Annotated in this window: 20 protein-coding genes and 4 pseudogenes; 8 read left to right on the top strand and 16 right to left on the bottom strand. The window is 63.7% G+C overall.

All coding sequences use genetic code 11. The features are described 5' to 3' along the window. Positions 1 to 117 precede the first annotated feature (117 nt). Positions 118 to 1,008: a LysR family transcriptional regulator gene (locus AC3A5Z_RS22935; RefSeq protein ID WP_487521591.1), complete on the top strand. Its 891-nt coding sequence runs from the start codon at positions 118 to 120 to the stop codon at positions 1,006 to 1,008. Between the two features lie 128 nt (positions 1,009 to 1,136). Here the strand turns inward: AC3A5Z_RS22935 and AC3A5Z_RS22930 are convergent, their stop codons facing one another. Next, the gene (locus AC3A5Z_RS22930; protein WP_487521590.1) at positions 1,137 to 1,511 is read right to left on the bottom strand and encodes a DUF6880 family protein; all 375 of its coding nucleotides are present in this window, start codon (positions 1,509 to 1,511) and stop codon (positions 1,137 to 1,139) included. Between the two features lie 351 nt (positions 1,512 to 1,862). Here AC3A5Z_RS22930 and AC3A5Z_RS22925 point away from each other — a divergent pair, with 351 nt between their 5' ends. The 4 genes from AC3A5Z_RS22925 to AC3A5Z_RS22910 all read left to right on the top strand — a co-directional run bounded on the left by AC3A5Z_RS22925 (position 1,863) and on the right by AC3A5Z_RS22910 (position 8,351). Further along, the gene (locus AC3A5Z_RS22925) at positions 1,863 to 3,368 is read left to right on the top strand and encodes an SNIPE associated domain-containing protein (RefSeq protein ID WP_487521589.1); all 1,506 of its coding nucleotides are present in this window, start codon (positions 1,863 to 1,865) and stop codon (positions 3,366 to 3,368) included. A gap of 364 nt (positions 3,369 to 3,732) precedes the next feature. Then, positions 3,733 to 6,378 carry a putative bifunctional diguanylate cyclase/phosphodiesterase gene (locus AC3A5Z_RS22920; RefSeq protein ID WP_487521588.1) on the top strand — a complete coding sequence of 882 codons (2,646 nt, stop codon included), beginning with the start codon at positions 3,733 to 3,735 and terminating at the stop codon, positions 6,376 to 6,378. Between the two features lie 56 nt (positions 6,379 to 6,434). Then, complete coding sequence (locus tag AC3A5Z_RS22915) at positions 6,435 to 7,991, top strand: ISL3 family transposase (protein ID WP_487521587.1); 1,557 nt, start codon at positions 6,435 to 6,437, stop codon at positions 7,989 to 7,991. 24 nt (positions 7,992 to 8,015) lie between these two features. After that, entirely contained in the window at positions 8,016 to 8,351 is a 336-nt protein-coding gene (locus tag AC3A5Z_RS22910; RefSeq protein ID WP_487521586.1) for a VOC family protein, read from the top strand. Between the two features lie 354 nt (positions 8,352 to 8,705). On the opposite strand, the pseudogene AC3A5Z_RS22905 reads toward AC3A5Z_RS22910, so the two are convergent. Next, positions 8,706 to 9,053 (bottom strand): annotated as a pseudogene (locus AC3A5Z_RS22905) (transposase); the annotation flags it as partial. 129 nt (positions 9,054 to 9,182) lie between these two features. Here AC3A5Z_RS22905 and AC3A5Z_RS22900 point away from each other — a divergent pair. Beyond that, a pseudogene (locus AC3A5Z_RS22900) lies at positions 9,183 to 9,991 on the top strand (IS3 family transposase); the annotation flags it as partial. Positions 9,992 to 10,202: 211 nt separating this feature from the next. On the opposite strand, the gene AC3A5Z_RS22895 reads toward AC3A5Z_RS22900, so the two are convergent. Continuing rightward, a complete protein-coding gene (locus AC3A5Z_RS22895) occupies positions 10,203 to 11,486 on the bottom strand; it encodes an IS110 family RNA-guided transposase (protein ID WP_487521585.1) in 1,284 nt (427 codons plus the stop codon). Positions 11,487 to 11,622: 136 nt separating this feature from the next. On the opposite strand from AC3A5Z_RS22895, the pseudogene AC3A5Z_RS22890 reads away from it, so the two are divergent. Continuing rightward, positions 11,623 to 12,003: pseudogene (locus tag AC3A5Z_RS22890) on the top strand (integrase core domain-containing protein); the annotation flags it as partial. Between the two features lie 71 nt (positions 12,004 to 12,074). Here AC3A5Z_RS22890 and AC3A5Z_RS22885 read toward each other — a convergent pair. From AC3A5Z_RS22885 to AC3A5Z_RS22845, 9 genes are all read right to left on the bottom strand, one after another. Continuing rightward, positions 12,075 to 13,190: a glycosyltransferase gene (locus tag AC3A5Z_RS22885; protein ID WP_487521584.1), complete on the bottom strand. Its 1,116-nt coding sequence runs from the start codon at positions 13,188 to 13,190 to the stop codon at positions 12,075 to 12,077. Next, a complete protein-coding gene (locus AC3A5Z_RS22880) occupies positions 13,187 to 14,176 on the bottom strand; it encodes a galactosyltransferase-related protein (protein ID WP_487521583.1) in 990 nt (329 codons plus the stop codon). Before AC3A5Z_RS22880 ends, AC3A5Z_RS22885 begins: the two co-directional genes overlap by 4 nt. 10 nt (positions 14,177 to 14,186) lie before the next feature. Next, entirely contained in the window at positions 14,187 to 15,341 is a 1,155-nt protein-coding gene (locus AC3A5Z_RS22875; RefSeq protein ID WP_487521582.1) for a glycosyltransferase, read from the bottom strand. After that, positions 15,338 to 17,329 carry an HAD-IIB family hydrolase gene (locus AC3A5Z_RS22870; RefSeq protein ID WP_487521581.1) on the bottom strand — a complete coding sequence of 664 codons (1,992 nt, stop codon included), beginning with the start codon at positions 17,327 to 17,329 and terminating at the stop codon, positions 15,338 to 15,340. Before AC3A5Z_RS22870 ends, AC3A5Z_RS22875 begins: the two co-directional genes overlap by 4 nt. Positions 17,330 to 17,798: 469 nt before the next feature. Then, positions 17,799 to 18,518: a sulfate/molybdate ABC transporter ATP-binding protein gene (locus tag AC3A5Z_RS22865; protein WP_487521580.1), complete on the bottom strand. Its 720-nt coding sequence runs from the start codon at positions 18,516 to 18,518 to the stop codon at positions 17,799 to 17,801. Positions 18,519 to 18,528: 10 nt separating this feature from the next. Continuing rightward, complete coding sequence (gene cysW / locus AC3A5Z_RS22860) at positions 18,529 to 19,392, bottom strand: sulfate ABC transporter permease subunit CysW (RefSeq protein ID WP_487521579.1); 864 nt, start codon at positions 19,390 to 19,392, stop codon at positions 18,529 to 18,531. 9 nt (positions 19,393 to 19,401) lie between these two features. Further along, positions 19,402 to 20,253: a sulfate ABC transporter permease subunit CysT gene (gene cysT / locus AC3A5Z_RS22855; RefSeq protein WP_487521578.1), complete on the bottom strand. Its 852-nt coding sequence runs from the start codon at positions 20,251 to 20,253 to the stop codon at positions 19,402 to 19,404. After that, positions 20,250 to 21,230 carry a sulfate ABC transporter substrate-binding protein gene (locus AC3A5Z_RS22850; RefSeq protein ID WP_487521614.1) on the bottom strand — a complete coding sequence of 327 codons (981 nt, stop codon included), beginning with the start codon at positions 21,228 to 21,230 and terminating at the stop codon, positions 20,250 to 20,252. Before AC3A5Z_RS22850 ends, cysT begins: the two co-directional genes overlap by 4 nt. Before the next feature lie 170 nt (positions 21,231 to 21,400). Beyond that, positions 21,401 to 21,667: a hypothetical protein gene (locus AC3A5Z_RS22845; protein WP_487521577.1), complete on the bottom strand. Its 267-nt coding sequence runs from the start codon at positions 21,665 to 21,667 to the stop codon at positions 21,401 to 21,403. A gap of 546 nt (positions 21,668 to 22,213) precedes the next feature. Between AC3A5Z_RS22845 and AC3A5Z_RS22840 the strand changes: the two genes are divergently transcribed. Then, entirely contained in the window at positions 22,214 to 22,789 is a 576-nt protein-coding gene (locus AC3A5Z_RS22840) for a DUF1349 domain-containing protein (protein WP_487521576.1), read from the top strand. Positions 22,790 to 23,156: 367 nt separating this feature from the next. On the opposite strand, the gene AC3A5Z_RS22835 is transcribed toward AC3A5Z_RS22840, so the two are convergent. From AC3A5Z_RS22835 to AC3A5Z_RS22820, 4 genes and pseudogenes are all read right to left on the bottom strand, one after another. Further along, on the bottom strand, positions 23,157 to 23,753 hold the full coding sequence (locus AC3A5Z_RS22835; RefSeq protein ID WP_487521575.1) for an outer membrane protein: 597 nt from the start codon (positions 23,751 to 23,753) through the stop codon (positions 23,157 to 23,159). 249 nt (positions 23,754 to 24,002) lie between these two features. Continuing rightward, positions 24,003 to 24,533 (bottom strand): annotated as a pseudogene (locus tag AC3A5Z_RS22830) (efflux RND transporter permease subunit); the annotation flags it as partial. 56 nt (positions 24,534 to 24,589) lie between these two features. Continuing rightward, positions 24,590 to 24,811 carry an NnrT protein gene (locus AC3A5Z_RS22825; RefSeq protein WP_487521574.1) on the bottom strand — a complete coding sequence of 74 codons (222 nt, stop codon included), beginning with the start codon at positions 24,809 to 24,811 and terminating at the stop codon, positions 24,590 to 24,592. Continuing rightward, positions 24,808 to 24,981: a protein NnrT gene (locus AC3A5Z_RS22820; RefSeq protein WP_487521573.1), complete on the bottom strand. Its 174-nt coding sequence runs from the start codon at positions 24,979 to 24,981 to the stop codon at positions 24,808 to 24,810. The genes AC3A5Z_RS22825 and AC3A5Z_RS22820 overlap by 4 nt, the downstream gene beginning before the upstream one ends. Positions 24,982 to 25,108 lie beyond the last annotated feature (127 nt).

The following is a 25,108-nucleotide window of genomic DNA, read 5'->3' as shown; positions in this document are numbered from 1 at the left end:
CGGCGCAGCACATGACAAATTTCGATGAATTTATGACGTTTCATCCGTGTCTGTAGTCATTGCCGCCTTGGAGTGCCATGTTCAGAACAGCACGTCTCTCCACAAACGGATTTCGTCATGTCTGATCTTGTCGCCCGCCGTCTGGACATCGATGCGCTCCGGGCTTTGCGCGCAGTGCGACAGCATGGCGGCGTGACCCGCGCGGCCGAGATGCTCGGCCTGACGCAATCCGCCGTCAGCCACAAAATCAGGCGGCTGGAGACCAGCCTCGACTGCGAGCTGCTGAACCGCCGCCCCGGCGCGCCGATGTTCACCGCAGCGGGCGAGGAGCTGCTGGAATATGGCGGCCGTATCCTCGGCCTGCATGACGAGGCGCTGATGAGCCTGACTAAGACGGACCTGACAGGGCGGATCATGCTGGGTCTGACGGAGGATACCACCTGCTCGGATCTGGCGCGCATCCTCGGCCGCTTCCGTCGCCTGCATCCCAATGTCGCCGTGCGCACGCGCGTGCGGATGAGCCTGGTGCTCCGCGCCATGCTGGACCGGGGCGAGCTGGACGCCGCCATCATCCAGGTCTTCGCCCATGAGGTGCGCCCCACCGATATCGTCCTACTTCGCGAAGGGTTGCACTGGGTGAAGTCCGCCGTGCTGGCGCTACCGGGGACTGGCCCAATTCCCTTCCTCTCCTTCGACGATGAGTGTTTTTATCGCCGCTGGGCGCTGGATATCGGCCAGGATGTCGGCGATCTGCTCGAGACGGTGTTCGAATGCTCCAGCGCCTCAGGCATCGTTGCGGCCGTCGACGCCGGGCTCGGGGTGGCGCTGCTCAGCGACCGCCATCTGCGCCCCACAATGCAGATCCTGCAGGATCGCCTGCCCAAGCCGCCGGGCCTTGCCTATGTCATCCGCCGCGCGCGCAGGCCACGCAACCCGGGGCTCAACAGCCTGATTGCCGCGATCGAGCAGGAGATCAGCCGTCATGGCGGGCTGGCCTTGCTTGCCTAGGGCCGTAGCGGCCAGCATCAAGCTATCCAACAGCCGGGGAGGATGCCTCAACGGCCTATCCCAGCGGGAGCTTCGAAGGAGTCGGCCAGCGAAATAGCGGAGGGCTGACTGACAGAAACGGGCTGGCATCACCCATCAACAAGTTGCCAGAACCCGTGTTTGCGGCCGTGTTTCTGCCGGAGGGCGGCAAGGAACTGTTGGTGCGAGGGTAAGTCGCCATGATCCTTTATGGCCGGATCGCATGACTGACATTCCGCAGGGTGGCGGGCTGCGTGGGCGTAGCGCTTGGACTTCGCTCCGTCGAGGGTGCCCTGGATCATGGCGCGGCGCAGCACCGTCGCGGCCAGCGGATGACTGGCTTCGAGAGCGTCAGCCGCAGGTGTAAGGGTACCCGCCGCGCCATGCGCGGCATAGCCTAGGGTGCGTCTTTCGCCGATGTGCCCGATCCTCTGGCCAACCTCGTTCGGCTCCTCGCTGAAGCCGAAGGTGAAGATGATCGACATGAACAGCGCCACCGTCAGCGCCCTGGCATCCCGGATCTCATGAACGCTCGACGCGCCGTCAGGATGACCCGGGCTTCCGGAGACGCAGCGGGTAGGATGGGGGTCACTGCGCAGTCGATGTGGCCAAGGTGGTCTCGGGTGAGCGGGGCCCGGTCTGGTGGGAGGAGCGGGCTCCGGACCTCAACGCGGAGGTTGCGCAGAATACCCCTGTATGCCGAATGGGGCACGCAGCACAACGATGGCGGACAGCGTTAGGACTAAGCGACGCTGGCTTTATGCCACAGACGTTTAAGATTGCCACACAAGGCTGCGCGGGCAATCGTGCTCTCTCATATCCTGAGGGGGAAAATCTTGGAACGCCTGAACAATCTGCCACTGACGGACATCCAGGTTCTCGCCGCCGGTGCTGGTCTTATAGTCCTCCTCCTCGTAATCACGGGGGCACAGGCGCTCCGGGGAAGGCGGCTGGCAAAGCGTATGGCTGCAGCGCACGACGCCACCGCGGCAGAGCTGGCTGAGGCGCGTGCCCTGACGCAGGCAGCCATCGAGCGACGCCAGCAGATCGAGACCAAATACGGCGCAGTGCTCAATGCCGATGAGGAAGCAAAGCGCATCACGGATTGCGCGTTAGCATCTGCAGAAGAAATCATCAGAGTTGCCGAGGAGAAGGTGGCAGATCTCTCGCAAACCTCCGCCAAGCTGGCGAATGACATCGAGGCCCTTCGGCGAGGCTACAAGGACAAGAAGGTCGTCTTCGACAGGCTGGAAGCGCAGATGGCCCTTTATGACGAGCGCCTGTCCTTCGCCGAGCTCGGCATCTATGAGCCTCACTTCGAGTTCAGCGACAGCGAGCAATACAAGGAGAGGATCGTCCAGATCCGCGACAGGCAGAAGGCCATGGTGACGGCCAAGGCGGCAGTCAGCAGCAACACGAGCTGGACCGTCGAAGGCAGCGTCAGCAAGGGTCAGACGATGATCAATCGCCAGATGCGACTGACGATGCGGGCCTTCAACAACGAGTGCGAGGCGGCGATTGCAAACGTCCGCTGGAACAACGTCAATGCCATGGAGAAGCGGATCCAGGCCTCTGCAAAGGCGATCGACGATTCAAATACGTCCATGAACATGCGGCTCAATCCGGCTTTCATCGCTTTGAAGATCGAGGAGTTGCGGCTCACCCACGAGTATCGCGAGAAGATCAAGCAGGAGAAGGATGAACGCGCCGAAGCCAACCGACTGTCCCGCGAAGAGCAGAAGCTTCTGAAGGAAGCAGAGGCTGCCCGGCGGGAGGAGGAGAAATACGAGACGCTACTCGCTCAAGCCCGAAAGGAGGCCGGCGCCGACGGTGGCAGCACGGCTCTCCAGCAGCGCATCGCGAAGCTCGAGGCAGATCTTGCGGCGGCCCACGGCGTGAGCGAAAGGGCCCAAGCAATGGCCGAGATGACGAAGTCCGGCTACGTCTACATCATCTCGAACATCGGCTCCTTTGGCGAGAACGTCGTAAAGATCGGGCTCACCCGCCGGCTTGATCCCGACGATCGGGTGCGCGAGCTCGGTGATGCCAGCGTCCCGTTCCTGTTTGACACACACGCCATGATCTATTCCGATGCCGCGCCCACACTTGAATACGCCTTGCACAGCGAATTCGCCGACCGCCGGATTAACCTTCAGAACTTCCGGAAGGAATTCTTCCGGGTCAGCCTCGATGAGGTGGAAGAAGCCGTGGCGCGCCTGGCGCCGGACGCCTCGTTCTTCAAGGATCGTGAGGCGCAGGAATGGCACGAGACGCTGGCCCGCCGCAACGAGAGCCTAGCAGCTCTTCAGGCCGAGGCTCTGCGACTGCCGGAGGCTATCTAGCAATCGGACCGGTGAGCCCGTCGCGGACCAGCACAGGGGCGATCCTCGACGGGTAGGACCGTTCAGGCTGCGGTCGTCTTGATCGGGGGGTCTGCTGGCGTTGCACAACGCGCCACTCACGTGACCGCCGCCGGGCGACCGACCGCGCCGACCCGGGGACAGCTACGGTTGGTATGGATCATCGCGATGCTAAGGCCCTTCTCTGCGTCTGGGGGCAGGAGCCGAACCGGATCACAAAAGGCGGGTTTGCGCCGATGCGGCCACATGCTCAACCATAAGGATACATTCTGACCTGCGGCGATTGACTTCGGTTGTGCCCACGCCGCATTGTGTGCGGCCGCCATCATACGAGCAATACCACACAATGCTGAATGAACCCACGCGGCGACTGTTCGGGCTCGCGTGCCTTCTGGCCGCTTTGACCGCGTTCTGGTTTGCTCCGGCGCTCCTCCGGTTGTCGACGCAGGATATCCAGACGTGGTCCGCCGTTGCAAACCTGGCTTGGCCACTCGTTGCGGCTCTGCTTTGCCTCATAGCCGCGCTGCGAAGTGAGGCGGGTGACCGAGTGGTCTGGTTCAGCTTTGCCGCGGGTTCCGCGCTCTATGTCGGGGCCAATTTCATTTTCGTGGCCGATGCGCTTGCCGACAAGACCGCGGAATTTCCTTCGTTTGCCGAGGCGGCCTTTTTCGCGATGGGCGGGTGTTTTGCCTTCGGGATGTCTAAATATTCCAGCCGCAGCCTTCCGATCACCTCCGTGCAGATTTACAACTTCTTGCTGATCTACTGTGCGCTCTTTGTTGCCTGCCTGTTTCTGCTGCACTTCGATATCAAGCATTCCGTCTTGGGGCCTGCGCAAACCGCGGTGGCGTTCCTCTACCCGGCCCTCTGGTTCAGCGTGCTGGCCTTCGGGGCGCTCTCGCTGGTCTTTTACGACCACGGCAACCGATCATTTCCCCTGCTGCTTCTCGTCCTCGGCATCGCCGCGGAGGCGGCCGCGGATTTCCGGTATGTCCGGGCGATCATGAGCGGCACTTACGAGTCCGGCGGAGCGACCCAGATGCTCTGGCTTAGCACCAATGGACTTGTTGCATGGGCTGCGGCCGAACACCTGGCGCTCATCCGGCGATCCGATCTGACCCAATCCGGACCACGACGGCGCACCGACGCCGGGATTGCTCAGGCGACACTTCCGGGCATCGTTATCGCAATATTCATGCTGGCGGGCAGTCTGTCCGGAGCATTCGGTGAAAGTTGGGAATACGTCGTGTTCTCCTCGATCCTGGGACTGATGTTCGCGGCCGCTGCGGCACTCCGCGAGCGCGCGATCATCAGGTCGCACGAGGCGCTCCGCCAAGAGGCGGACCGCAGCCGGGATGAGGTTTCGCAAGGTCGCCGTCGGCTGGCGGCGGTCTTGGAAAGCACCAGCGACGCGGTGGTTGTCTTCGACCGCAGTTTGCTGGTTGAGTATTTCAACGAGAACGCGGTGTCCGTTGTCGAAGGGATCGGCGCCCCTGGCCTCGGCGCGGCGCTCCCGGACGTCTTTCCGGAAGAGCATTTCCCCGGCATCCAAGACCGCTTTCGGTCCGCCCTTTATGAGCAGAAGGTGCTCGAACATGAGGCTCGTCTCACCAATCCGGACCGATGGCTATCGATCAATGGATACCCGTCAAATGGGGGGCTCTCGATCTTCTTCCGCGACGTGACGGAGCGGCGCACCGCGCGGGAAAGAATGGCACATCTTGCGCATCACGACCCAATGACCGGCCTGGCAAACCGGATGAAGTTCAGCGAACACCTACAGCGCTGCGTCTCCGCGGAGGCGCCGGTGGCGGTGATGCTGATCGACCTCGATCACTTCAAGGACATGAACGACACGCTCGGCCACCCGTTTGGGGACGCTCTGCTCGTCGAGGTGGGCAGGCGGTTGCAGCAATTGGCCCGCCCAGGCGACCTGGCGGCCCGGCTGGGCGGGGACGAGTTCGCCATGCTGGTGTTTGGGCTGCAAGACCGGGCTGCCCTGGGCGCGATCGCAGAAGCGGTTCTGGCACGGATCAGCGAGCCGATCGCGCTTCCAAACCAGACCGTCCGGGTAACCGCCAGCATGGGGATCGCGATGGACGATGAGGCGGACCGGGCCGAGATGGTCCGCACAGCGGACATCGCGTTATACGAGGCCAAGCGGGACAACCGGGGCACCTATCGGTTCTTCGACAGCGCCATGGAAATCAGGCTCAAAGAGCGCACGGTTCTCGTTGCGGACCTCACCGCGGCTTTGGCAAACGACGAGTTCGCGGTCCATTATCAGCCGCTTTATGATCTGGCTTCACACCGCATCTGCGGCTTTGAGGCACTGTTGCGCTGGACCCATCCGGTCCGGGGGCCGGTGTCGCCGGAGATCTTCATTCCGATCGCGGAGGAGACCGGGCTGATCCACCAGATCGGGGCCTGGGTGCTGCGAAACGCCTGCGCGGAGGCAGTGGAGTGGCCTACCAACGCCCGCGTTTCGGTGAACCTTTCGACCCGTCAGTTCAGGGACCTTGAACTGACGGCGATGGTCGCTCGGGTTCTGGAGGAGACCGGCCTGAGGCCGGACCGGCTCGAGCTGGAGGTCACGGAGGCCGCGCTGCTGGACGACAGCGGAGCCAATATCGAGATCATTGCGCGGCTCAGGGAGATGGGCATTCGTGTTGCTTTGGATGATTTTGGCACCGGCTACTCCGCGCTCAGCTACCTTCAGAAGTTCCCCTTCACCAAGCTGAAGATCGACCGCTCCTTCATCACCGGACTGCCAGACAGCGAGTCCAGTCGGGCCATCGTTTCTGCGATTTGCAGCATGGCCCATGCCTTGTCGATCCGGGTCACCGCGGAGGGAGTTGAGACCCGAGAGCAGTTCGACTGGCTCCAGACCCGGTGCAATGAGGTCCAGGGGTATCTGATCAGTCGAGCTGTGCCGGCGGACCAGATCTCAGATGTGATTAGGCGTGCAAAATTGGCTCTGACTCACTTTTGATGACGGCCTGGGCCTGCCGTTCCTACCTGCTCTGCATGATTTTATGAGGAGAGGTTATGGTGCCGCGCCTGAACATGAAGAAGCTTCTGCCCGACGGGTTGGTGATCGATCATCTGGGTTTCGACCGTGGACAGATCGAGATTTCTGCCAGGGCTGCAAAAGGTTGGGCGGCGTGTCCCAAGTGTGGAGCACGGTCCAGACGGGTTCACAGCCGGTATCGCCGCCGCCTTGCCGATCTGCCGGCGCACGGCCTTGACGTGCACCTGGTGGTCCAGGTCAGGCGATTTCGCTGCGGTTCTGGCAAGTGCTGCCGCACGATCTTTGCCGAGCGGCTGGATCCCGGCCTGACCCACCCCTACTGGCGGCGAACGGCCCGCTTGCAAGGCTTGATCCGCCACCTTGCGCTTGCCTTGGGCGGACGTGCCGCGCAGGCGCTCGGGCGGCGGCTCTTGCTGTCCGTGAGCAAGGATACGTTCCTGCGAAGCCTTTCTCAGGGCGCTGGCTGCGGCGGGGCTGAAGCACGGATCATCGGCATCGACGACTGGGCCTGGCGGAAGGGCCAGCGCTACGGCACGCTGGTTTGCGATCTGGAGCGCCGCCGCGTGATCGATCTGCTGCCGGATCGCGAGCCAGCCACGGTCGAAGCCTGGCTGCGCGCCCATCCGCAGGTCGAGGTGGTCGCCCGCGACCGCAACGGCGGCTATGGCGGCGCCATCAGCAAGGCCTTGCCGGAAGCCGTTCAGGTCGCCGATCGCTGGCACCTGCTGGAGAATGCCAGCGCGGCCTTCCTGTCGGCGGTCCAGAGCAACATGCCCGCGATCCGCAAGGCGATCGGCATCACCAAGCTGGATCCCAGCCTGCTGACGGCGGCGGAAAGGTTGCAATACGAGGGGTTCCGGCGGAGGCAGCAGACCAACGAGATGGTGCGCCACATGGCCAAGGAGGGCCTTCCGATCAAGCAGATCGTCCGCCGAACCGGGCTGAGCCGCAAGCTTGTCCGCCAGATCCTGCGCGGCGAGCGTGAAGACGTATTTCGCATCCGGGACAGCAGCCTGACGCCCTGGTTCGCGCGGCTGCAAACCGAATGGTCAGGCGGCTGCCGCAACGGTGCCGAGTTGTGGCGGCGGCTGAGGGGCGATGGATTCCGCGGCAGCCTCAGGGTCGTGGGGGAGTGGGCAACCCGCCAGCGCCGCGCCGAACGGGCTTTACCGCCCGGTGTCGGGAAATCGCCACCAGCGCGACGGATCGCACGCCTTCTGACCGTTGGACGTGACCACCTGAGCAAGGCGGATGCCGTTCTGGTGGCGCAGATCGAAGCCTCTTTGCCAGCCTTGGCGAAGGCCAGGGTGCTGCCGGAGAGCTTCAAAAACATGGTGCGCAACAGCAGCGCGGATCACCTCGACCCATGGCTCTCCAAGGCGGAGGACAGCCTGCTGTCCGCCTTTGCCCGTGGCTTGCGGAAGGATCAAGCTGCCGTTTCCGCAGCCCTGAGCCAGCCGTGGTCGAACGGCCAGACCGAGGGCCAGATCAACCGCCTGAAACTCCTCAAACGCCAGATGTATGGCCGCGCCGGCATAGCGATCCTGAAAGCCCGCATCACCGCGACAGCCTGAGGGGAAAGATCGACGTCATCAAAAGTGAGTCAGCGCCAGATTTCGGTGCCGACTGACAGGCTTGAGGAGGTCATTGCCGTTAAGGCGACCGACGGCGCCGCTTCCCGCACCGGGTTCGGTCGGGATGGCTACCCGAGCCTCTGGCTGATCGGTTCCCGCAAAACAGGTGCTCCGGTGCATCTGGCCTTTCGAGCTGTCACTCGGAAGGCTGTGGACGATTTCCACAACCACGCCATTCAGGTAGGCGGACGCGACAACGGCGGACCCGGTATCCGCACCCGATACCATGCTAATTGCTACACGGCCTACATACTGGATGCCGACGGGAACAACATCGAGGCTGTCTGCCAGAAGGAGTGACGGAGCTCAGATAGGCCTGACCAGCTGGGCTCCAGACTTCAGTAACGGGTTCGTCCCGGGCAAGCGGTTTTGCGCCTGCAGGATGTGCCGCCGGGCGCGGGCTTGTCCCTTGAGCAAGTGATCTGCTTTCCTGTTCGGCAGCCTTCGCTTGAAATCGCCTTGGGTGCATGCGTCGGTCCTTGGTCCGCGCAATGGCCGCCACCATGATGCTGGTTCGATACAATCTCGTTGTGCCATTTCATTGGCGTGCTTGATTTGCATCGGCATCATTCTGAGCTTGGCATCACCGGAACCGCGCCCTGTGAAACCTCGAAGAGCCGCTATCAGGCAAGTATTAGTCTGGAACCTGTGACTTCAGCCGACATGAAGCACAGGAGTATCGAAGCGGAAGTCGGTGTCGTCCTTCCACCTGCAATGCAGGATCGCAGCGATGCGCCGGGCCAGCGCAACCATTGCGCGCTTGGCACCACGACGGCGCGCGATCTTCGCCGCCCAGTTTCTCACCCATGTCGCCCGTCCGCGATGCATCATGACGGTCGCCGCCTAGCGCAGGGCACGGCGCAGGTTGACGTCACCCGCCTTAGTTATTCCGCCCGAGATGTCGCGCTCTCCCGACTGATTTCGAGAAGGCGTCAAGCCGATCCACAGCCCGATCTTCTTCAAGGACTTGAAGCGGCCGGGGTCGTCGCATCCGAAACGATAAGCGCTTTGCGGTTATCGGGGGTCACAGCACTTGCGCTTCAGGGCGACAATGAGGCCTTTGCCGCTGACGTTGCCCCCTCCGCCTAATCCATTTTGAGATAGACTCTGGCCCAATCGAAAGGACCAGAGATGAAGCGCAGCAGGTTCACCGAAGATCAGATCATCGGCATTCTGAAAGAGCATGAGTCAGGGGTTTCGGTCGCCGATCTGTGCCGCAAGCACGGTGTGAGCGATGCGACCGTTTATAAATGGAAGGCCAAGTACGGCGGCATGGACGTCAGCGAGGCGAAGCGGTTGAAGGGGCTCGAGGACGAGAACGCGCGTCTGAAGCGGCTCCTCGCCGATGCGATGCTCGATAATGCGGCGCTGAAGGATCTCCTTGGAAAAAAATGGTAGCGCCCGCCGCGAAGCGGCAAGCGGTTGCGCATCTTGTGGAGGGCCATGGGATGAGCGAGCGGCGGGCGTGCCGGGTGATCGGCTGTTGTCGGATGACCATGCGGTATGAGGTGGTCCGTCGGGATGACCCTGTGCTGCGGGAACGGCTGAAGGAGCTGGCGCGGGTGCGCCGCCGGTTCGGCTACAGGCGGCTGCATGTGTTCTTGCGCCGCGAGGGCCACGAGGTGAACCACAAGCGCCTGTTCCGCATCTACCGCGAGGAACGGCTGCATGTCCGCCGCCGCGGCGGGCGCAAGCGGGCCATCGGCACACGGGCTCCGATGGTGCTGCCGCTGATGCCAAACCAGCGCTGGTCGTTGGACTTCGTGTCCGATCAGCTGACGGATGGTCGTCGGTTCAGGATCATGACTGTTGTGGATGACTGCACCCGCGAATGCCTCGCCCTGATCGCCGACACCTCGTTGTCTGGCGCACGGGTGGCGCGGGAACTGGCGACCCTGTTCGACGCCCGCGGCAAGCCCCAGACGATCGTCAGCGACAACGTCCTATGTCGGGAAAGATTTGCCGCTTGAGGCATCAGATCACTGGGCATCCGAGCGATCGGATGCCTTGGAGATGGTTGCCCAGGCGGGCTCCGCCGTCAAGAAGTGGTCTCTTCCATAGCAAATACAGGGTCGGTCTGGATGCCGCCCTCACCGTCCTCAAGACGAGATCCTAAATCCCAAGCGAAAGGCCCGAACATTATCTACGAGGTCAGGAACCTGCCTCCACGGCTCTACAGAGAGGGGTCCTTCCGCCTGGGCTCACCCCCTCGAAGAAGGGGCGATAGGGTTCGCCGGACTTGATCACGGCGTGAATGGTGCGGGCCATCTTGGCTGCGATGGCAGTATAGGCCTTGCGGCGCAGATCAGGGTTGTGGCGGTCCTGCGCGATGTATCGCTCGAACTTGTCTCGGAAGCTGTTGGCGGGCTTCAGCACGGCGGCCTGCGCCGCGATCCAGAGGGTGCGGCGCAGGCGGGCATTGCCATACTTCGAGATCTTGCTCCTGCCGCGAAACAGGCCGGACTGCACCGTCGCCAGATCCATGCCGCAGAACTTCAGGAATTGGCGGTGATGCCGAAAACGCCGCAGATCGCCTGCCTCGGCCAGCACGGCGAGCGCATTGACAGGACCGATGCCCGGGATCGAGCGCAGGAGTTTGTAATCGGGATGCGCACTCAGTAGCTCGGCGGCGCGCTCCTCAATGGCATTGCGCAGCTGGATCAAACTACGCCCTTGGGCAAGCACGAGGCGGAACATTCGGATCGCATCCGAGTCTCGCGCGACTGGAAGCCCCACGGAAGTCTTTGACGTCTCGTAAATATCCGCCAGGAGTGCGGCCTTGCTGACACGGCGGCCAATCACCGGCCATGCCGCCGCGACGAAGGCGTCCTTGTCCATGGCGGTGATCATGTGGGGGGACGGAAAGGCTTCGAGGAACGCCAGGAACCAGTCACCTCTTGAGCTGCGGTGGAACCGGTCAGCCTCTGGAAAATACAGCGGCAGGTAATGGGTCAGGATGCGGTGCCACAGTTCGGTCTTGGCGCGCGCCACCATCTCGTAGGTCTTCGACAACTCCTGGATATCGCAGGTGCCGGCAACCAGCGGGTCATGAAAGACCTGCACCGCACCGATCTCCAGCATGCGCAGGATGACCTGTGCATCCTTCGGATCGTTCTTGTCCCAGCTGTTGTGGAGCGCCTCCCGCGTGCGGGCCAGCGCAATGGACGATACCAGCTTCAGTTCGAAACCCGCAGAGCCGAGGGCGAACATAAGGGCCCGGTGGTAGTTCCCCGTCGCCTCGAACCCGATCGTGACCGGCTGCTCGAAACCCCGCAGGACGTCGATCAGGCGCCGATAATCGTCGGCCGTGTTCAGCACGGTCATCCGGCGGCGGCGTGCCTTGCCGGGGACGGCAATCAGCACCTCGTGCCGGTGTTTGGAAATGTCGATGCCTACCAGAACACGGGCATCCGAAGTATGCTCAACCTTGGCCATGGCCGGTCTCCTCTGTGGTGTGGTTCGCAAAACCACCATAGAGATCCGAGACCCGGTTATGGCCGCCTGCTGCGCGATTTTGGGGGCTGCGCAGGCGGCCATAACCTTCAACCGCGCTACATTCCCAACATGCTATGGGACCGAGTTCACCTCGAACGCGATCCTGAAGTTCGTGGATGATCGCAAGTTTGACTGGCACTACATCGCCCCCGGCAAGCCGACCCAGAACGCCTTTATCGAGAGCTTCAATGGGCGCCTGCGCGATGAGCTGCTGAATGAGACCCTATTCCCGTCACTGCACCATGCCCGCGTCACGCTGGCCGCCTGGCGCACGGACTACAACACCGAACGCCCCCACTCCCGCCTCGGCTGGCAGACCCCTGCCGCCTTCGCCCAGACCTTCACCCCGCAACGGCGCCTGACGCTGCGCAACCCGCAAAGCTCCGCGCCAGCCCCCGTTGCCCAAACCGCCCGAATGGGCAAAACTCAAACTCAGAGTCTCGCTCACGCTGAATAAAAGTTGGGGGCAACGTCAGGGCCATAGCAAAGGCCTTGGCCAAATCTCCTATGCCAACAAGTCAGCATTGCTTAACGACATGCAATGTCGAGTTCTATGGGAGGAAAGGTTACGGAGGGAGATTCTACGGCGCGCGCGTCGATCACGCTACGATAGAGCGCCTCAAGGCGGTCCACCATCGTCTTGATGGTAAAGTTGTTCCGAACGCGGGCGCGCGCCAGTTTTCGTGACACCAATAGGCCGGAGCGGGCAGCATGGGCCAAGCCGACGACGTCCCCTGCATTTGCAAATCGGCCAGCTTCGCCAATTACTTCTTCCGCAGCACCGCTGCGGAAGGCGGCAACAGGCAGCCCGCAGGCCATGGCCTCGATCGCCGCAAGGCCGAAGGGTTCGTCCCAAAGCGGTGTGAACAGCAGTAAGGACGCCCGTCCCAGCGCCGTGGCCAGATCCTCTCCAGACAGGTGGCCGTCGTAACTGACCTGCTGTCCGAGAAGCGGCTTGATCTTGTTTTCGAAGTAGCCCTGATCCTCGATGATTCCGAAGAGGCGCAGGCGGAGTCCGGCCTCTAGCGCCGCTCTGGCGGCGAGATGGGGCGCCTTGTTTGGCGTGATCCGTCCCGCCCAGACGGCGCTGCCATCCCCCTCTGGTCGGAAGGGCCAGCGCGCAAGATCGATCCCGTTGACGACGACGTGGGCCTCGTCGGGTGGGGCCTCACCCCACCACGATGCGATTTGAACCTGCGAGGTGACTGTGAACACTGACCACGGCGCGGCGCTTTCCCGAACGGCGCGATGCAGGGCGTCGAAGGGCGGGATGTGCAGCGATGTCACCATCGGGATACGCCGCGTGCGGGCAAGGCGCGGCGGATAGCGGTGAAGGGAATTGTTGTGCACTACATCGAAGCGGCCTGTCAGCAACTCGCGGCAGACCGCGCCGAACGATTGATCGAGGTGGTCGTTCAATGCGTCGGTTCCCACGAAGTCGTGCCAGGGGTAGCGGAGGTCATAATGCTCGGGCATGGCCGCATAGAGGTTAAAGCGGGGGTCGCTGTCGCCGGAGGCGAACAGAGTAACCTCATGACCCCGCTCCATGAGAGCATTGACCAGATGCCACGAGTGCGCCTCCATGCCGCCCCGGAAAGGTTCGGCAATCGGATGGCGAACATGCGACAGAACCGCGATCCTCATTTTGCCGAGACGGAAGCGGGGTGGCGTAACGCCCTCTGGCCGGCAAGCATATCGGTCGTCGCCTCTTCCTTCTGCGCCAGCTGTTCTTTCAGCACACGGATGACCCGCGTCGTGTTCGCATAGGGCTTGTCGGGAGTCTGGCGGGTAAGGGCGGCGTCCTCGGCGTTGGGTTGACGCAGGATGCGGATCTCGGATCCGACGGTATCAATCAATCCCATGAGCTTGAACGCATAAAGCCAGTGCTCCATCGTCCTGTAGCCCCACTTGGAAGCAAAGAGCTCGGCATTTCGCACGACGCTGGTCAGATGGTGAATGGGTGGCATGTGGTGCTCGTGATATTGGTGAAACACCCTCGCGCCCTTCATCCATGCGATGCCGATCCCCAGGGTGGAAAGCGTCTTCCCAAAATCGGTGTCCTCGCCGCCGTAGCCGATGTAGCGCTCGTCAAACCCGCCTGATGCCAGGAAGGCCTGGGCGGGAAGGGAGAAGTTCAGCGACCAGAAGCAGCGGTAGTCGGTGCAGGTCTCGATCCCGCTTGAGGGCGGTCCCTGCCGGTCGGAGTGGCGAACGGCGACTTGCTCGAACTGCGAGACCTCCCAACCGGGCCGGTTAGCTCCGCCGGGCAGGTACATGACTTCACCCATCAGCAGGCCCGGGAAATCCGCAGAGGCTCTCAGGTAGTCTTCCACAAGTCCGGGCGCCGGGATGCAATCCACATCCAGAAAGACCAGGATTTCACCCGAGGCACGGCGAGCGGCTGCATTGCGTGCGGCGGCGAGCGGCATGCCGTGGTCGTCGCCGTCGACTACGATCTCGAACACCGGAAAGGAGACTTGGGGAAGATCTTCGAAAGGAGCGGCCTGCATGCGAGCTATGACGAGTTCGCACGGTGGTACGGTCTGGCGGTCAAGGCCAATCATGACATTACGCAGGTGGTCGACACGGCCCGAAGCGATCGTCAGTACGGAAACGGTAGGGGATGCCATTGCGATGTCCTTATGAGGCGGCTAGGCGCGGCTGCGCCGGTGATTTCGGAACAGGGCCGCCAGCCGGCTTCCGCCAGAGGCGCTCTGCAAGGTCTTCGAGCCAAGCTGCGGCATCATGGGCATTCCCCCCCGTCAGAGCTTTTTGGCGTTCGGGGCTGTGGGTCGAGCGCGCATCCTCGAGAGCCTTCAGCCAGGCATGGGCCGAGGAGGGCAGGGCGGTGAGGTGGACGGCAGCCCCTGCCGCCGCGAGCGCGCGCGCCTTGAAGACCTGTTCGTCGAAGTAGCGCCACTCGGGCACAGCGAGCCATGGACGTCCGGAGGCGAGAATACTGTGGCAGGTGGTGTTGCCCGTCGAGGCTATAACGATGTCAGCCGCGGCGATGTGATCGGCGACAGTGTCGATCCATCCGACGAAGTCGATATTCCCCGGCGCTGTCGAATGCCAGTCGCGTGCGACAGGACCGGCGGCGATCCATCGGGCATCCGGGGTCGCGCGTGCTCCGACGCAGATCGGGGCCTCGGAGAACCCACACCCTCCACCGCCCGACAGGACGAAAATCATCTCCTGCTCCGGCGGCAGGCAGAGGGCGGCGCGCGCCGCTGCGCGGCTTGGCGCCGCCCCAGCTTCGACGCCGAGGCCGGGCGCGAAATGCAAACGCGAGCGGAGGCGCTCAGGCCAGTCGGGTTGAGCAAGCGAGGCGTGGAACGGTGCCAAAAGTCCCACGGCGCCGTCATAGGCGGCGAGGTGACCGGGATCGCTCCGATCCCCGTGCTGGAGCACCTTGACATGCGGCACCGAGCAGATGCGCGACAGCTGGGCGATTTCCGCGGAGACATCGCAGATCATCAGTGCAGGTGAGGCCTTCGCGAACCACCCGGTTATTGCAGCCATGGCCTCCCGGATGCCCGACCAACCGAGCGGGGCGCAGTGAAGAGTGTCGGGCGTCGGGATATCGGCGAGCCCCGCTGGCTCGTCCCCCTGCGCTTCAAACAGCGAAGGGATGAGGTGGATGGTGATCCCATCCCGCAGCGGCGGGAAGATGTCGTCGCGGGCACAGAAGACGGTGACGGGTTGATCCGGCGAAAGCGCATTCATCCAGGCTGCACAGCGCAGTGCGTGGCCCCGGCCTTGATGATGGACGAAATACCCGATGGGTCGCTTCATGGGGACGACATCACAAGGCCAGCCTGTTCCAGCCCTTGGAGCACACCCGCCGCATGATGGCGCGTGACCCTAAGGAGACCTGGGCGCGGCGCCATATGCGACAGCTCGGCCGTCGCATTGCCGACGACGATGGCTGTGCCGCAGAGTGTGAGCATGTCGAGATCGTTGCCGCTGTCGCCGCAGGCAATACAATCCTCCATCCCCAGCCCGTACTCCGCCGCCAGCGCGGCTATGGCATTTGCCTTCCCCGCTGAAATCGGCATTACGTCGATCAGACGCCCGTGCGAGGCGATGACACGCGCTTTCAGGCGCTCCGCCGCGAGCGTGGCCTCGATGCGAAGAGCCTCCTTGGCATCGCCGAAGAGGCTGAGCTTTGCGGGGTTCTGGTCAAGAGCGGGTTGCCAGATCACGCCCAGAGCATCTAGGCAGTTCTTCACGCTTGGGCGATCCCAGTCGGCGGCCAGTCGGGCGGAATAAGCCTGCCAGAGCATCAGGCCATTCGGTCCCGTCCTGTATATCTCGGATCCGACCGACGTGATATAGGCGGCGGGCGTCGGCAGGTCCCAAGCACGGAGGATCGACCGCGCTTCAACCAGCGTGCGGCCGGTCGCAACGACGAATGGATACCGCCCGCGTCGAACCCAGGATGCGAATTTCGCCGCGCTGTGGACGCACCCGGTCAGGGTGTTGTCGATGTCACAGACAACCAGCGGACACGATTGGGTCACCAAGCCCTCCGCAGCGCCTTTTGCGAGGTCACGATACAGATCGACGCTCTGTCGGGCGTAGGTTTCCCAGGAAAAGGCGGTCAGCCCATCCAAGCCGTTGCGAGACGCCCTCTCCCACAGGCTCGGGGTCCTGATCAGAGTGAGACAGGCATCGGCGATCTGCCCGTGGTCTCGCGGATCAACGGCGATTCCGTTCTCCAGCGTTTCCACAATCTCCAGCGCGCCTCCGTTGCGTGTTGCGACAACCGGCAGACCCGCTGCGGCGGCCTCAAGCAGCGTCAGGCCAAACGGTTCGAAGAAGGCGGGATTGACGAACACACCTTTGGAACTGGCGGCGAGCTTGTAGAGGCTCCATGCCTCTTCGCGCGTGTGACGGACAGGCAGGGACATGATGCCCCTCAGGCCCAGTCTGTCTCGAGCGGCGATGAGTTTTTCAAGCACGGCGCTGTCTTCGGCGCAGCTGTCATGCTGACCGGCCAAGATGACGAGATTGGCGAGATTTCGCAGCGTGCTGTTCGTTGCGAATGCCTCGATCAACCCAAGAAGGTTCTTCTTGGCCACCGGCCGCGCAATTGCCAGCACGACCGGGCGTTTCGGATCCGTGAGATCGGAGCCGAGGAGATCCAGCGCAGCCACGACCGATTGGTCCCGCGCTGGGTCGGGGAGACCGGGACGTATCTTGTGCACACGCCCGATTGCCGAAGGGTCATAATCGCATATCTGCCGCTCCGCCTCGTCGCGGCTCGAGACGATGATGGCCGCCGCTTGGCCTATGGCGTCCTTCTCGGCCGCCAACCGCCGAGGCTCGGCGCCGTCGCGGTCGGCTTTCTGAAGCGCAAGAGAATGAGGCGTGTAAACGACGGGTATTCCGAACCGCTGCCCGACTTTCAGTGCGATTTCAGCGGCATCCGCAAAATGGGCATGCAGAACGTCAGGGCGCCCGTTCTTATCAATGTGCCGAACAAGAGACTGCTCGATGCTTGCGAGTTCACACCAGAGCCCTTCCTTGGAGAGGTAGCCCCCCGTCTGCGACCGCAGCCGTATCACAGTCACTCCCGGCGAAACCTGTTCCACGGGTTTCGCGTAGTCCGGCCCATATCCCTCGAAAGCCCGGGTCACGATATCCACACGGCCCACCCCGGGCAGATCTGCTTGGTGAAGACTTGCCCCTAAAACATAGGCAATATGTCCGCCGGTGTCTGGCGTGCGCCCGTAGTGCACAGGTGGAGCCCGGAGGCACCCACCGAGTGCGATGTGCATGATATTCATTGGACCCCGTCATTTTGACGCGTGCGATAACTCTCCAGTGCTGACAAGGTTCCAAGCGGGCAGTGCACGCCATGGCGGCGGACAATTTCTTGAAAACATTCCTGCGGCGGCTGCGGCACGGGTCCGGTCGCTACCCGGCATCCATCGTCAGTGGCGCGCTATTCGATGAAACGCGCAGCTCGCATCCTGCTTTTGTGTTGACTGCGCACCAACTAGAGCGCGTCAGCCAGCATGTCCATGACGTCGCCTCATGAAGGCATGTTCCCAACGTGGTGGCTGCCGCCTCGTCCAAAATGTTACCGGCCGCTTACGGATTCGAGGGTGCAATTGGGGCGATTTCCCTCGGGCGCGTCCATCGCCGTGGAGGGGCTTTCTGACGGTGCGCAGCCGTTAATCTGCGCAACGCCTCGCCGGACCTTCCCGATCGCACTTAGGTATCAATGCCCCCGAGGACCAACGCTCATACCGAGATGAACTGGCGCACGAAGTCGGTCTTCGGGCGGGAACGGATCTCGGCGGGCTTGCCGATCTGCTCGATCCGGCCCATCGACATGACCACCACCAGATCGGCCAGCTCCATCGCCTCCTCCTGATCGTGGGTTACGAAGATGGTGGTCAGCCCGGTCTCGTCATGGATGTCGCGCAACCCCTGCCGCAACTCCTTCCGAACCCGCGCGTCCAGCGCGCCGAAGGGCTCGTCCAAGAGCAGCATGCGCGGCTCGATGGCCAGCGCCCGGGCGAGGGCCACGCGCTGGCGCTGGCCACCCGAGAGCTGCGCCGGGTAGCGGCGGGCGATGTCGGGCAGCTGGATGAGGTCGAGGAGCTTGTGGACGCGGCGGTCGATCTCCGGCCCCGTCGGCCGCGTCTTCCTCGGCCGGGCGCGCAGGCCATAGGCGATGTTGTCGAACACCGTCATGTGCCGGAACAGCGCGTAGCTCTGGAACACGAAGCCCGCGCGGCGCTCCTGCACCGTCAGCCCGGTCGCGTCCTGCGCGTCGAACAGCACCCGGCCCGAGGTCGGGAACTCCAGCCCGCCAAGGATGCGCAGCAGCGTGGTCTTGCCCGACCCGGACGGCCCCAGCAGGGCGATCAGCGCGCCCGAGGGGATCGAAAGGCTCACCGGATGCAGCGCGGTGGTCGGGCCGAAGGACTTGGCGATCTCGTCGATCTGGATGTGCATCGGGGTCTCCTCAATGCCGGTGGGTGGCGGCGAGCTGGTCGGCGTATTTCCATTCCAGCGCGGATTTCAGGGTCAGCGTCACCAGCGCCAGCAGCGCCAGCACGGCGGCCATGGTGAAGGCCGCGACCGAGAGGTATTCGTTGTAGAGCATCTCGATCATGATCGGCATGGTCGAGGTCTGGCCACGGATCTTGCCTGACACCACCGCCACCGCGCCGAACTCGCCCATCGCCCGCGCGTTGCACAGGAGGACGCCGTAGAGCAGCGCCCAGCGGATGTTGGGCAGCGTCACGGTGAAGAACATCCGCCAGCCCGAGGCGCCCAGCGTCAGTGCCGCCTCTTCCTCGGCGGTGCCCTGCTCAGTCATGATAGGGATCAGCTCGCGCGCGACGAAGGGGAAGGTGATGAACATCGTCGCCAGCACGATCCCCGGCACGGCGAAGACGATCGGGTAGCCGCCCGCCACCAGCCAGCCGCCGATGGTGGTGTTGGCGCCGAACAGCAGCACGAAGCACAGCCCTGCCACCACCGGCGAGACCGAGAACGGCAAGTCGATCAGCGTGATCAGGAAGGCCTTGCCGCGCCAGTCGAACTTGGTGATGGCCCAGGCCGCCGCGATGCCGAAGGCCGCGTTCAATGGCACCGAGAAGGCGGCGACGGTCAGCGTCAGCCGGATCGCCGCCAGCGCGTCGCGGTTGCCCAGCGAGGCCAACGCCATCGCCCAGCCTTGCCGCAGCGCCTCGATGAAGACCGCAGCCAGCGGCGCGAAGACCAGCACCGCCAGCACGGCCAGCACCGAAAGGATGAGGATGCGCCTGAGCCAGACAGGCTCGGTGGTGGCGGGGCGGAAACGGGTCAGAACAGCGGTTGTCATGATCTCCCCTCAGACCTCGCCCATGCGGCGACGGCTCCAGATCTGGATCAGGTTGATCGCCAGCAGCATCGCGAAAGAAATTCCCAGCATCGCCAGCGCGATGGCCACGGCGCCGTCGTAGTCGTATTCCTCCAGCCGGATCACGATCAGCAGCGGCGCGATCTCGGTCTGCAGCGGCAGGTTGCCCGCAATGAAGATGACCGAGCCGTATTCCCCGACCGACCGCGCCAAGGACAGTGCGAAGCCGGTCAGGAGCGCCGGCGTCAGCATCGGCAGGATCACGCGTGTGAAGGTCCGCCCGCGCGAGGCCCCCAGCGTGGCCGAGGCCTCCTCGATCTCGCGGTCGATCTCCTCGATCACCGGCTGCACGGTGCGGATCACGAAGGGCAGGCCGACGAAGATCAGCGCGATCCAGATCCCGAACTCGCTATAGGCGACCTGCAGGCCGAACCACGCCATCAGCGGCCCGCCGAACACGCCGTTCGGCGCGTAGATCGCGGTCAGCGCGATGCCCGCCACGGCGGTCGGCAGCGCGAAGGGCAGATCGACGCTGGCGTCCACCACCCGCTTGAACGGGAAGTCGTAGCGCACCAGCACCCAGGCCAGCGCCAGACCGAAGGCGAGGTTGAACCCCGCCGCGATCAGCGCCGCCCGGAACGACAGCAAGAGCGCCGCCTGCACCCGGTCGCGCCCCAGCACCGCCAGCAACTCCGGCAGCCCGACCTGCGCCCCGCGCAGCAGGAGCGCGCCAATTGGCAGCAGCACGATCAGCGACAGCATGGTCAGCATGACGCCGAAGGAGAGCCCCCACCCCGGCAGGGGGGAGGGCGGCTTCAGGCGAAAGGTCGGCGCGTAGCTCATTGCGACACGTAGATCTGGTCGAAGGTGCCGCCGTCGCCGAAGTGCTCCGGCTGAGCCTTCTCCCAGCCGCCGAAGTCGGCGATGGTCACGAGGTCGAGCTTCGGGAAGCGGGCGACGTCCTCGGGATCTGCCGCCGAGGCATCCCAGGCCCGGTAGAAGTTCTTGTAGGCGATGGCCTGACCTTCGGGGGAATAGAGATACTCCAGATAGGCCGTCGCCAGTTCGCGTTCGGCCTCATCCTTGATGTTGCCCTCGACCAGCGCCACCGGCGGCTCGGCGAGGATCGACACGGTCGGCACCATGATGTCGAACTTGTCCTCGCCCAGTTCTTCCAGCGCGAGATAGGCCTCGTTTTCCCAGGCCAGCAGCACGTCGCCCAGACCGCGCTGCGCGAAGGTCGTGGTCGACCCGCGCGCCCCGGTATCCAGCACTGGCACGTTCTTGTAGAGCTTGCCGACGAACTCCCTCGGATCCTGCCCGTTCCTCTCGGCCCAGGCCCAGGCGGCAAGGTAATTCCAGCGGGCGCCGCCCGAGGTCTTCGGGTTCGGCGTGATCACCTGCACCCCGTCCTGCACCAGATCGCCCCAATCGGTCAGCCCCTTCGGGTTGCCGTCGCGGACAAGGAACACAATGGTCGAGGTATAGGGCGAGGCGTTGTGCGGCAGCCTCGACTGCCAGTCCGCCGGAACCTTCCCCGACTTCTCGGCAATCGCGTTGATGTCCGAGGCCAGCGCCAGCGTCACCACCTGCGCATCCAGTGCCTCGATCACCGAGCGCGCCTGCGCGCCCGACCCGCCGTGGCTGGTCTCTATCGTCGGCGCTTCATGGCCCTCGGCCACCCAGCGCTTCGAGAACGCCTCGTTGAACTCGCGATACAGCTCCCGCGTCGGGTCGTAGCTGACGTTCAGCAGCGTCTGCGCCTGCGCCTGCGGCACCATGCCGGTCAGCAGAGCCACCCCGGCGGTGGCAAAGGCCATGCGCCAGCCCACCAATGCGAAGGGGTTGGGACGCGAGGCAGCCTCGGTCTGGGTCTGCGCCGGATCCACTGTTACCTTATCAAGCATGGTCGACATCTCCTGTTGGTCTTTTGTCTCTGGAAGGTAGAAGGGGGTGAAGCGGCCCGCGCCGAAGCTGGTGAACTCGAACATCACAGCCCCTCCCGGCCCGGCGCCACGCGGCTGACCTCGGCCCGCCACTCCGCCGGATCGCGCGTCTCCATCAGCGACGCGACGGCCGCGGCCGCATCGCCGGCCAAGACCACCAGCGGCATCCCGTTCAGCAGCACCTCGCCGGTATCGCGCGAGACCAGATGCACCCGGCACTCCGGGCGCGGCACATTACCATCGCCAAGGCCGAAGCCGCCCCGGATGATGTCCTGGGGAAACTCCTGACGGAACTCGGCAGTCATCTGCATGGTCGCCTCCTGTCATGTCCGACGGGCACCGCTGCCCTGTCACGATAATTACGACAGACTTTATCGTGTTAATCAAGAAAATAAAGACGGCAAAATTGGTCGTCTTATAGACGATTTTTCTTCGCGCGTCGGGCAAGCTCCTGCAGCCGATTTCACCAGCAGTTTAGGGGAGATCGAAGACCGCGCTCGCTCAGGCGGCGCTGGTTGGCATCGCGAGGATTTGCCCGCCGCCGCGGGCGAGCCCGCCAGATCGGCTGGGATCAGCGATTCGATCAGCAGCAGTGGGACCTAGAACGCTTCGGCGATGAGCTTCCAGTTACGACAGCCTCGTCGGCGTAATGCTCGCAGCGCTGATAGGCCCGGCGGGACAGGCAGAGCTAAGGCGCGGTTGGTAAGTGACAACGCCGTGACGCGGCTTGGAACCGGACGCTCGGACTTGCCGTAGCGAGATGGTGCAGGCAAAGTTCGTCAGGCGGAGCAGCTGCAGCATGAGGCCCGGCGGCTCGACACGCGACTGCCCGACAGGCATCCCCGCAGGAGGCATCCTTGTTCAAGACATGCACTTGGCTGAATGAGCCGCGCAACTGGGCGATCACCGACGATGTTCTGGCCGTGACAACCGACAGGGGATCGGATTTTTGGCGGAACACCCATTATGGCTTCACCCGCGACACCGGGCATTTCTTCGGGGCTCGCAGGGAGGGGGATTTTACGGCGTCTCTGTGCATCGAGGGTGACTATACTGATCTTTACGACCAAGCTGGGATCATGGTGCGCGTGGACGAGACCACCTGGATCAAGGCGGGGATCGAGCTGTCCGACGGCGAGGCTTGTCTCGGGAGCGTATTGACGGTCGGTCAATCGGACTGGGCAACTTCTGTCCACCATGGGCGTGCTTCCAAGCTCCATCTGCGGGTCACCGTCGCAAACGGAGACCTGCGTTTGCAGTGGTCACAGGACGGAACGCGGTGGCCGCTGTTGCGTCTCTGCCCGTTCCCACAGGCATCGAGCTATCTTGTTGGCCCTATGTGCTGCAGCCCCGAGGGGGATGGCCTGAAGGTGCGGTTCTCGGAGTTTCAGATACGGGCGCCCCTCGGCAAGGCGCTACATGATCTGACCTGACACCGCCCGAAATCCGGTGAAGGAAATTGCCTTGGACGCGCGCCCGCAACGCAGCGCCCGCCTGTCTCACCAGACACGCCACGGTCCATCGCGGCGCAGCCGAGTAAGTCATCGAAAGGGAATGGCGCGAGCGGCCCGGAACCAAGAGTTCAGCCAGGACGCGCCGTCGGTGTCCGAACCTCTTGCGTCTTGCGGCCAGCTGGGAGCGCGCCGCGCCCGGACGCACAGGAGAGAACTAACCGCGAGGGCCTCAGATGCCGTATCGTTCGTCTTGCGATAAAGTCGCCCTGCGTTTGGCAGGTGCCGCCTCGGGCATGCAGAAGGGGCGTGGAACGCTCCACACCCCTCCGGATCGATGTGGCAGTAGTCAGAACCGAAATCCGACCTTCGCCTGCAGCGTGGTTGCATCCGCATCGGTGCCGGTGTCGTCGAACGCATCCCAGCTGTGGCGCAGCAACTCGGCGCCCACCGACCAGCGTTCGTTCAACATATGGTCGTAGCCGATACCGTAGACGTAGCCGTCGTCAGGATCTCCTGCATCCGAACTCGTGTCGGCCCAGGCTCCACCGGCGGTCGCGTAGAGCAGACCCTGCCCAATCTTGCCACCCGCCATCAGCTTCAGCGTCGCCACGTTGTCGAGCTCGTCGCCGGCGTCGCCGATGTCGATGTTGGTGATGTCGTAGGCCAGTTCGGCGCCGATGACAGCACGGCCGAAGTCATAGCGATAGCCGGCATGCACGCCGCCGATGGCGCCATTTCCATCGTAATCGTCGACGTCCGTGTCGACATCTCCGTAGCCAAGCTGGCCGCCCACGTAGAATCCGCTCCAGTCGGTCACCGGGGCGATCACAACGGGGGCAGGCGCCGGCTCCACGGCCGGTTCCGGGATCGCGGTCACTGGACCGGCGGCGAAGGCGGGAGCGGCAAGAAAACCAGCGAGCGCGAGCGCTGCAATGCGTTTCATCTCTGTCTCCAATCAAGCTCGCGGGTTCCGCACGGCTGTTCTTGCAGGGCGCGGGCAAATCGTTAACGGTCAGGCACAGTCGGAGAAGAAGGAGAAGCCTGCCTCCCCTAGTCTATACACGGAGAATTCGCTTTGCCAAAGCGGCTTGCGCGTATTGATCGAGACAACGCGCGGCTTTGGCGCAGGAGGACGCGAGGCGCCGCCAATCAGCTGCTTGCCTGACCGTCAGCGCCCCAAATTCAGGTTTTCCTAGGTGACCAGCTCCCGCCGGGCATGCTCTCCCGCCTCCTCGGCGCCCGCTGGCGTCTCGTCCTTGTGCTGGATCAGCGCCCGGTTCCCTGCCACGCGACGCATCAGGACATAGAACACTGGGGTCATGAAGATGCCGAAGAAGGTGACCCCGATCATGCCGGAGAACACCGCGACGCCCATCGCCGAGCGCATTTCGGCACCCGCACCGGTCGAGATGACAAGAGGGACGACGCCCATGATGAAGGCCATTGAGGTCATCAGGATCGGCCGCAGACGCTGGCGGCTGGCCTCGATGGCGGCCTGCACCGGGGTACGGCCATCGAATTCCAGCTCGAGGGCAAATTCGACGATCAGGATCGCGTTCTTCGCCGAGAGCCCCACCAGCACCATCAGGCCGATCTGCGTGAAGATATTGTTGTCTCCCCCGGTCAGCCAGACGCCGGTCAGCGCTGCCAGCACTCCCATCGGGACGATCAGGATGATGGCGATGGGCAGGGTCAGGCTCTCATACTGGGCCGCGAGATTCAGCCCGCCCATTGACCCGACGAAGACCGCCAGTGCGGCGAGAAGTTTCGGCCAGGCAGTCATGGGTGCGGCTCCGCTTCCCGCATCAGCAGATCGATATGTCCCGCGAAGAGCCATGTCGGCGGGATGCCGAGCAGCGCCCCGCCGAACACCGCCCAGCCCGGAGGCAGCACCGGCGCGCCCGCCCAGGACAAGATGAGCGAGGCGAAGAACACGTTCACCGCCGCCGCGCCCGCGCCGAAAGGGTAGAGCAGCAGGGTCAGGCGTGCCTGTCGGGTCATCTGCGGCTGACCAGCCATTGCACCGCGATCAGGCTGACGAGCAGCGCCAGCGAGGCGACGGCGAACCAGAACTCAGCCGCGTCCGTCTGGGCCTGCGGCACCGGACGGTCGAAGGTGGCGGCTTGCAGCAGGCCGGGGCAGAGCAGCGGCAGGGCGGTGAGGGAACGCATGGTCAGGTCTCCTGGGTAAGGGATCGGTAGATGTCGGGCAAAGCCCGCGGCAGGCGGGCGGGGTCGGGCAGCAGGGTGAAGCCGGAGCGGCCGAAGATGCGGGCGAACCAGTCCTGCCCGTCGGCAT

It is taken from the genome of Cereibacter sp. Soil_C_27, assembly GCF_057657095.1.
Note: the sequence above shows the minus strand (reverse complement) of the source record. Positions and strands in the feature narration are given on the sequence as shown.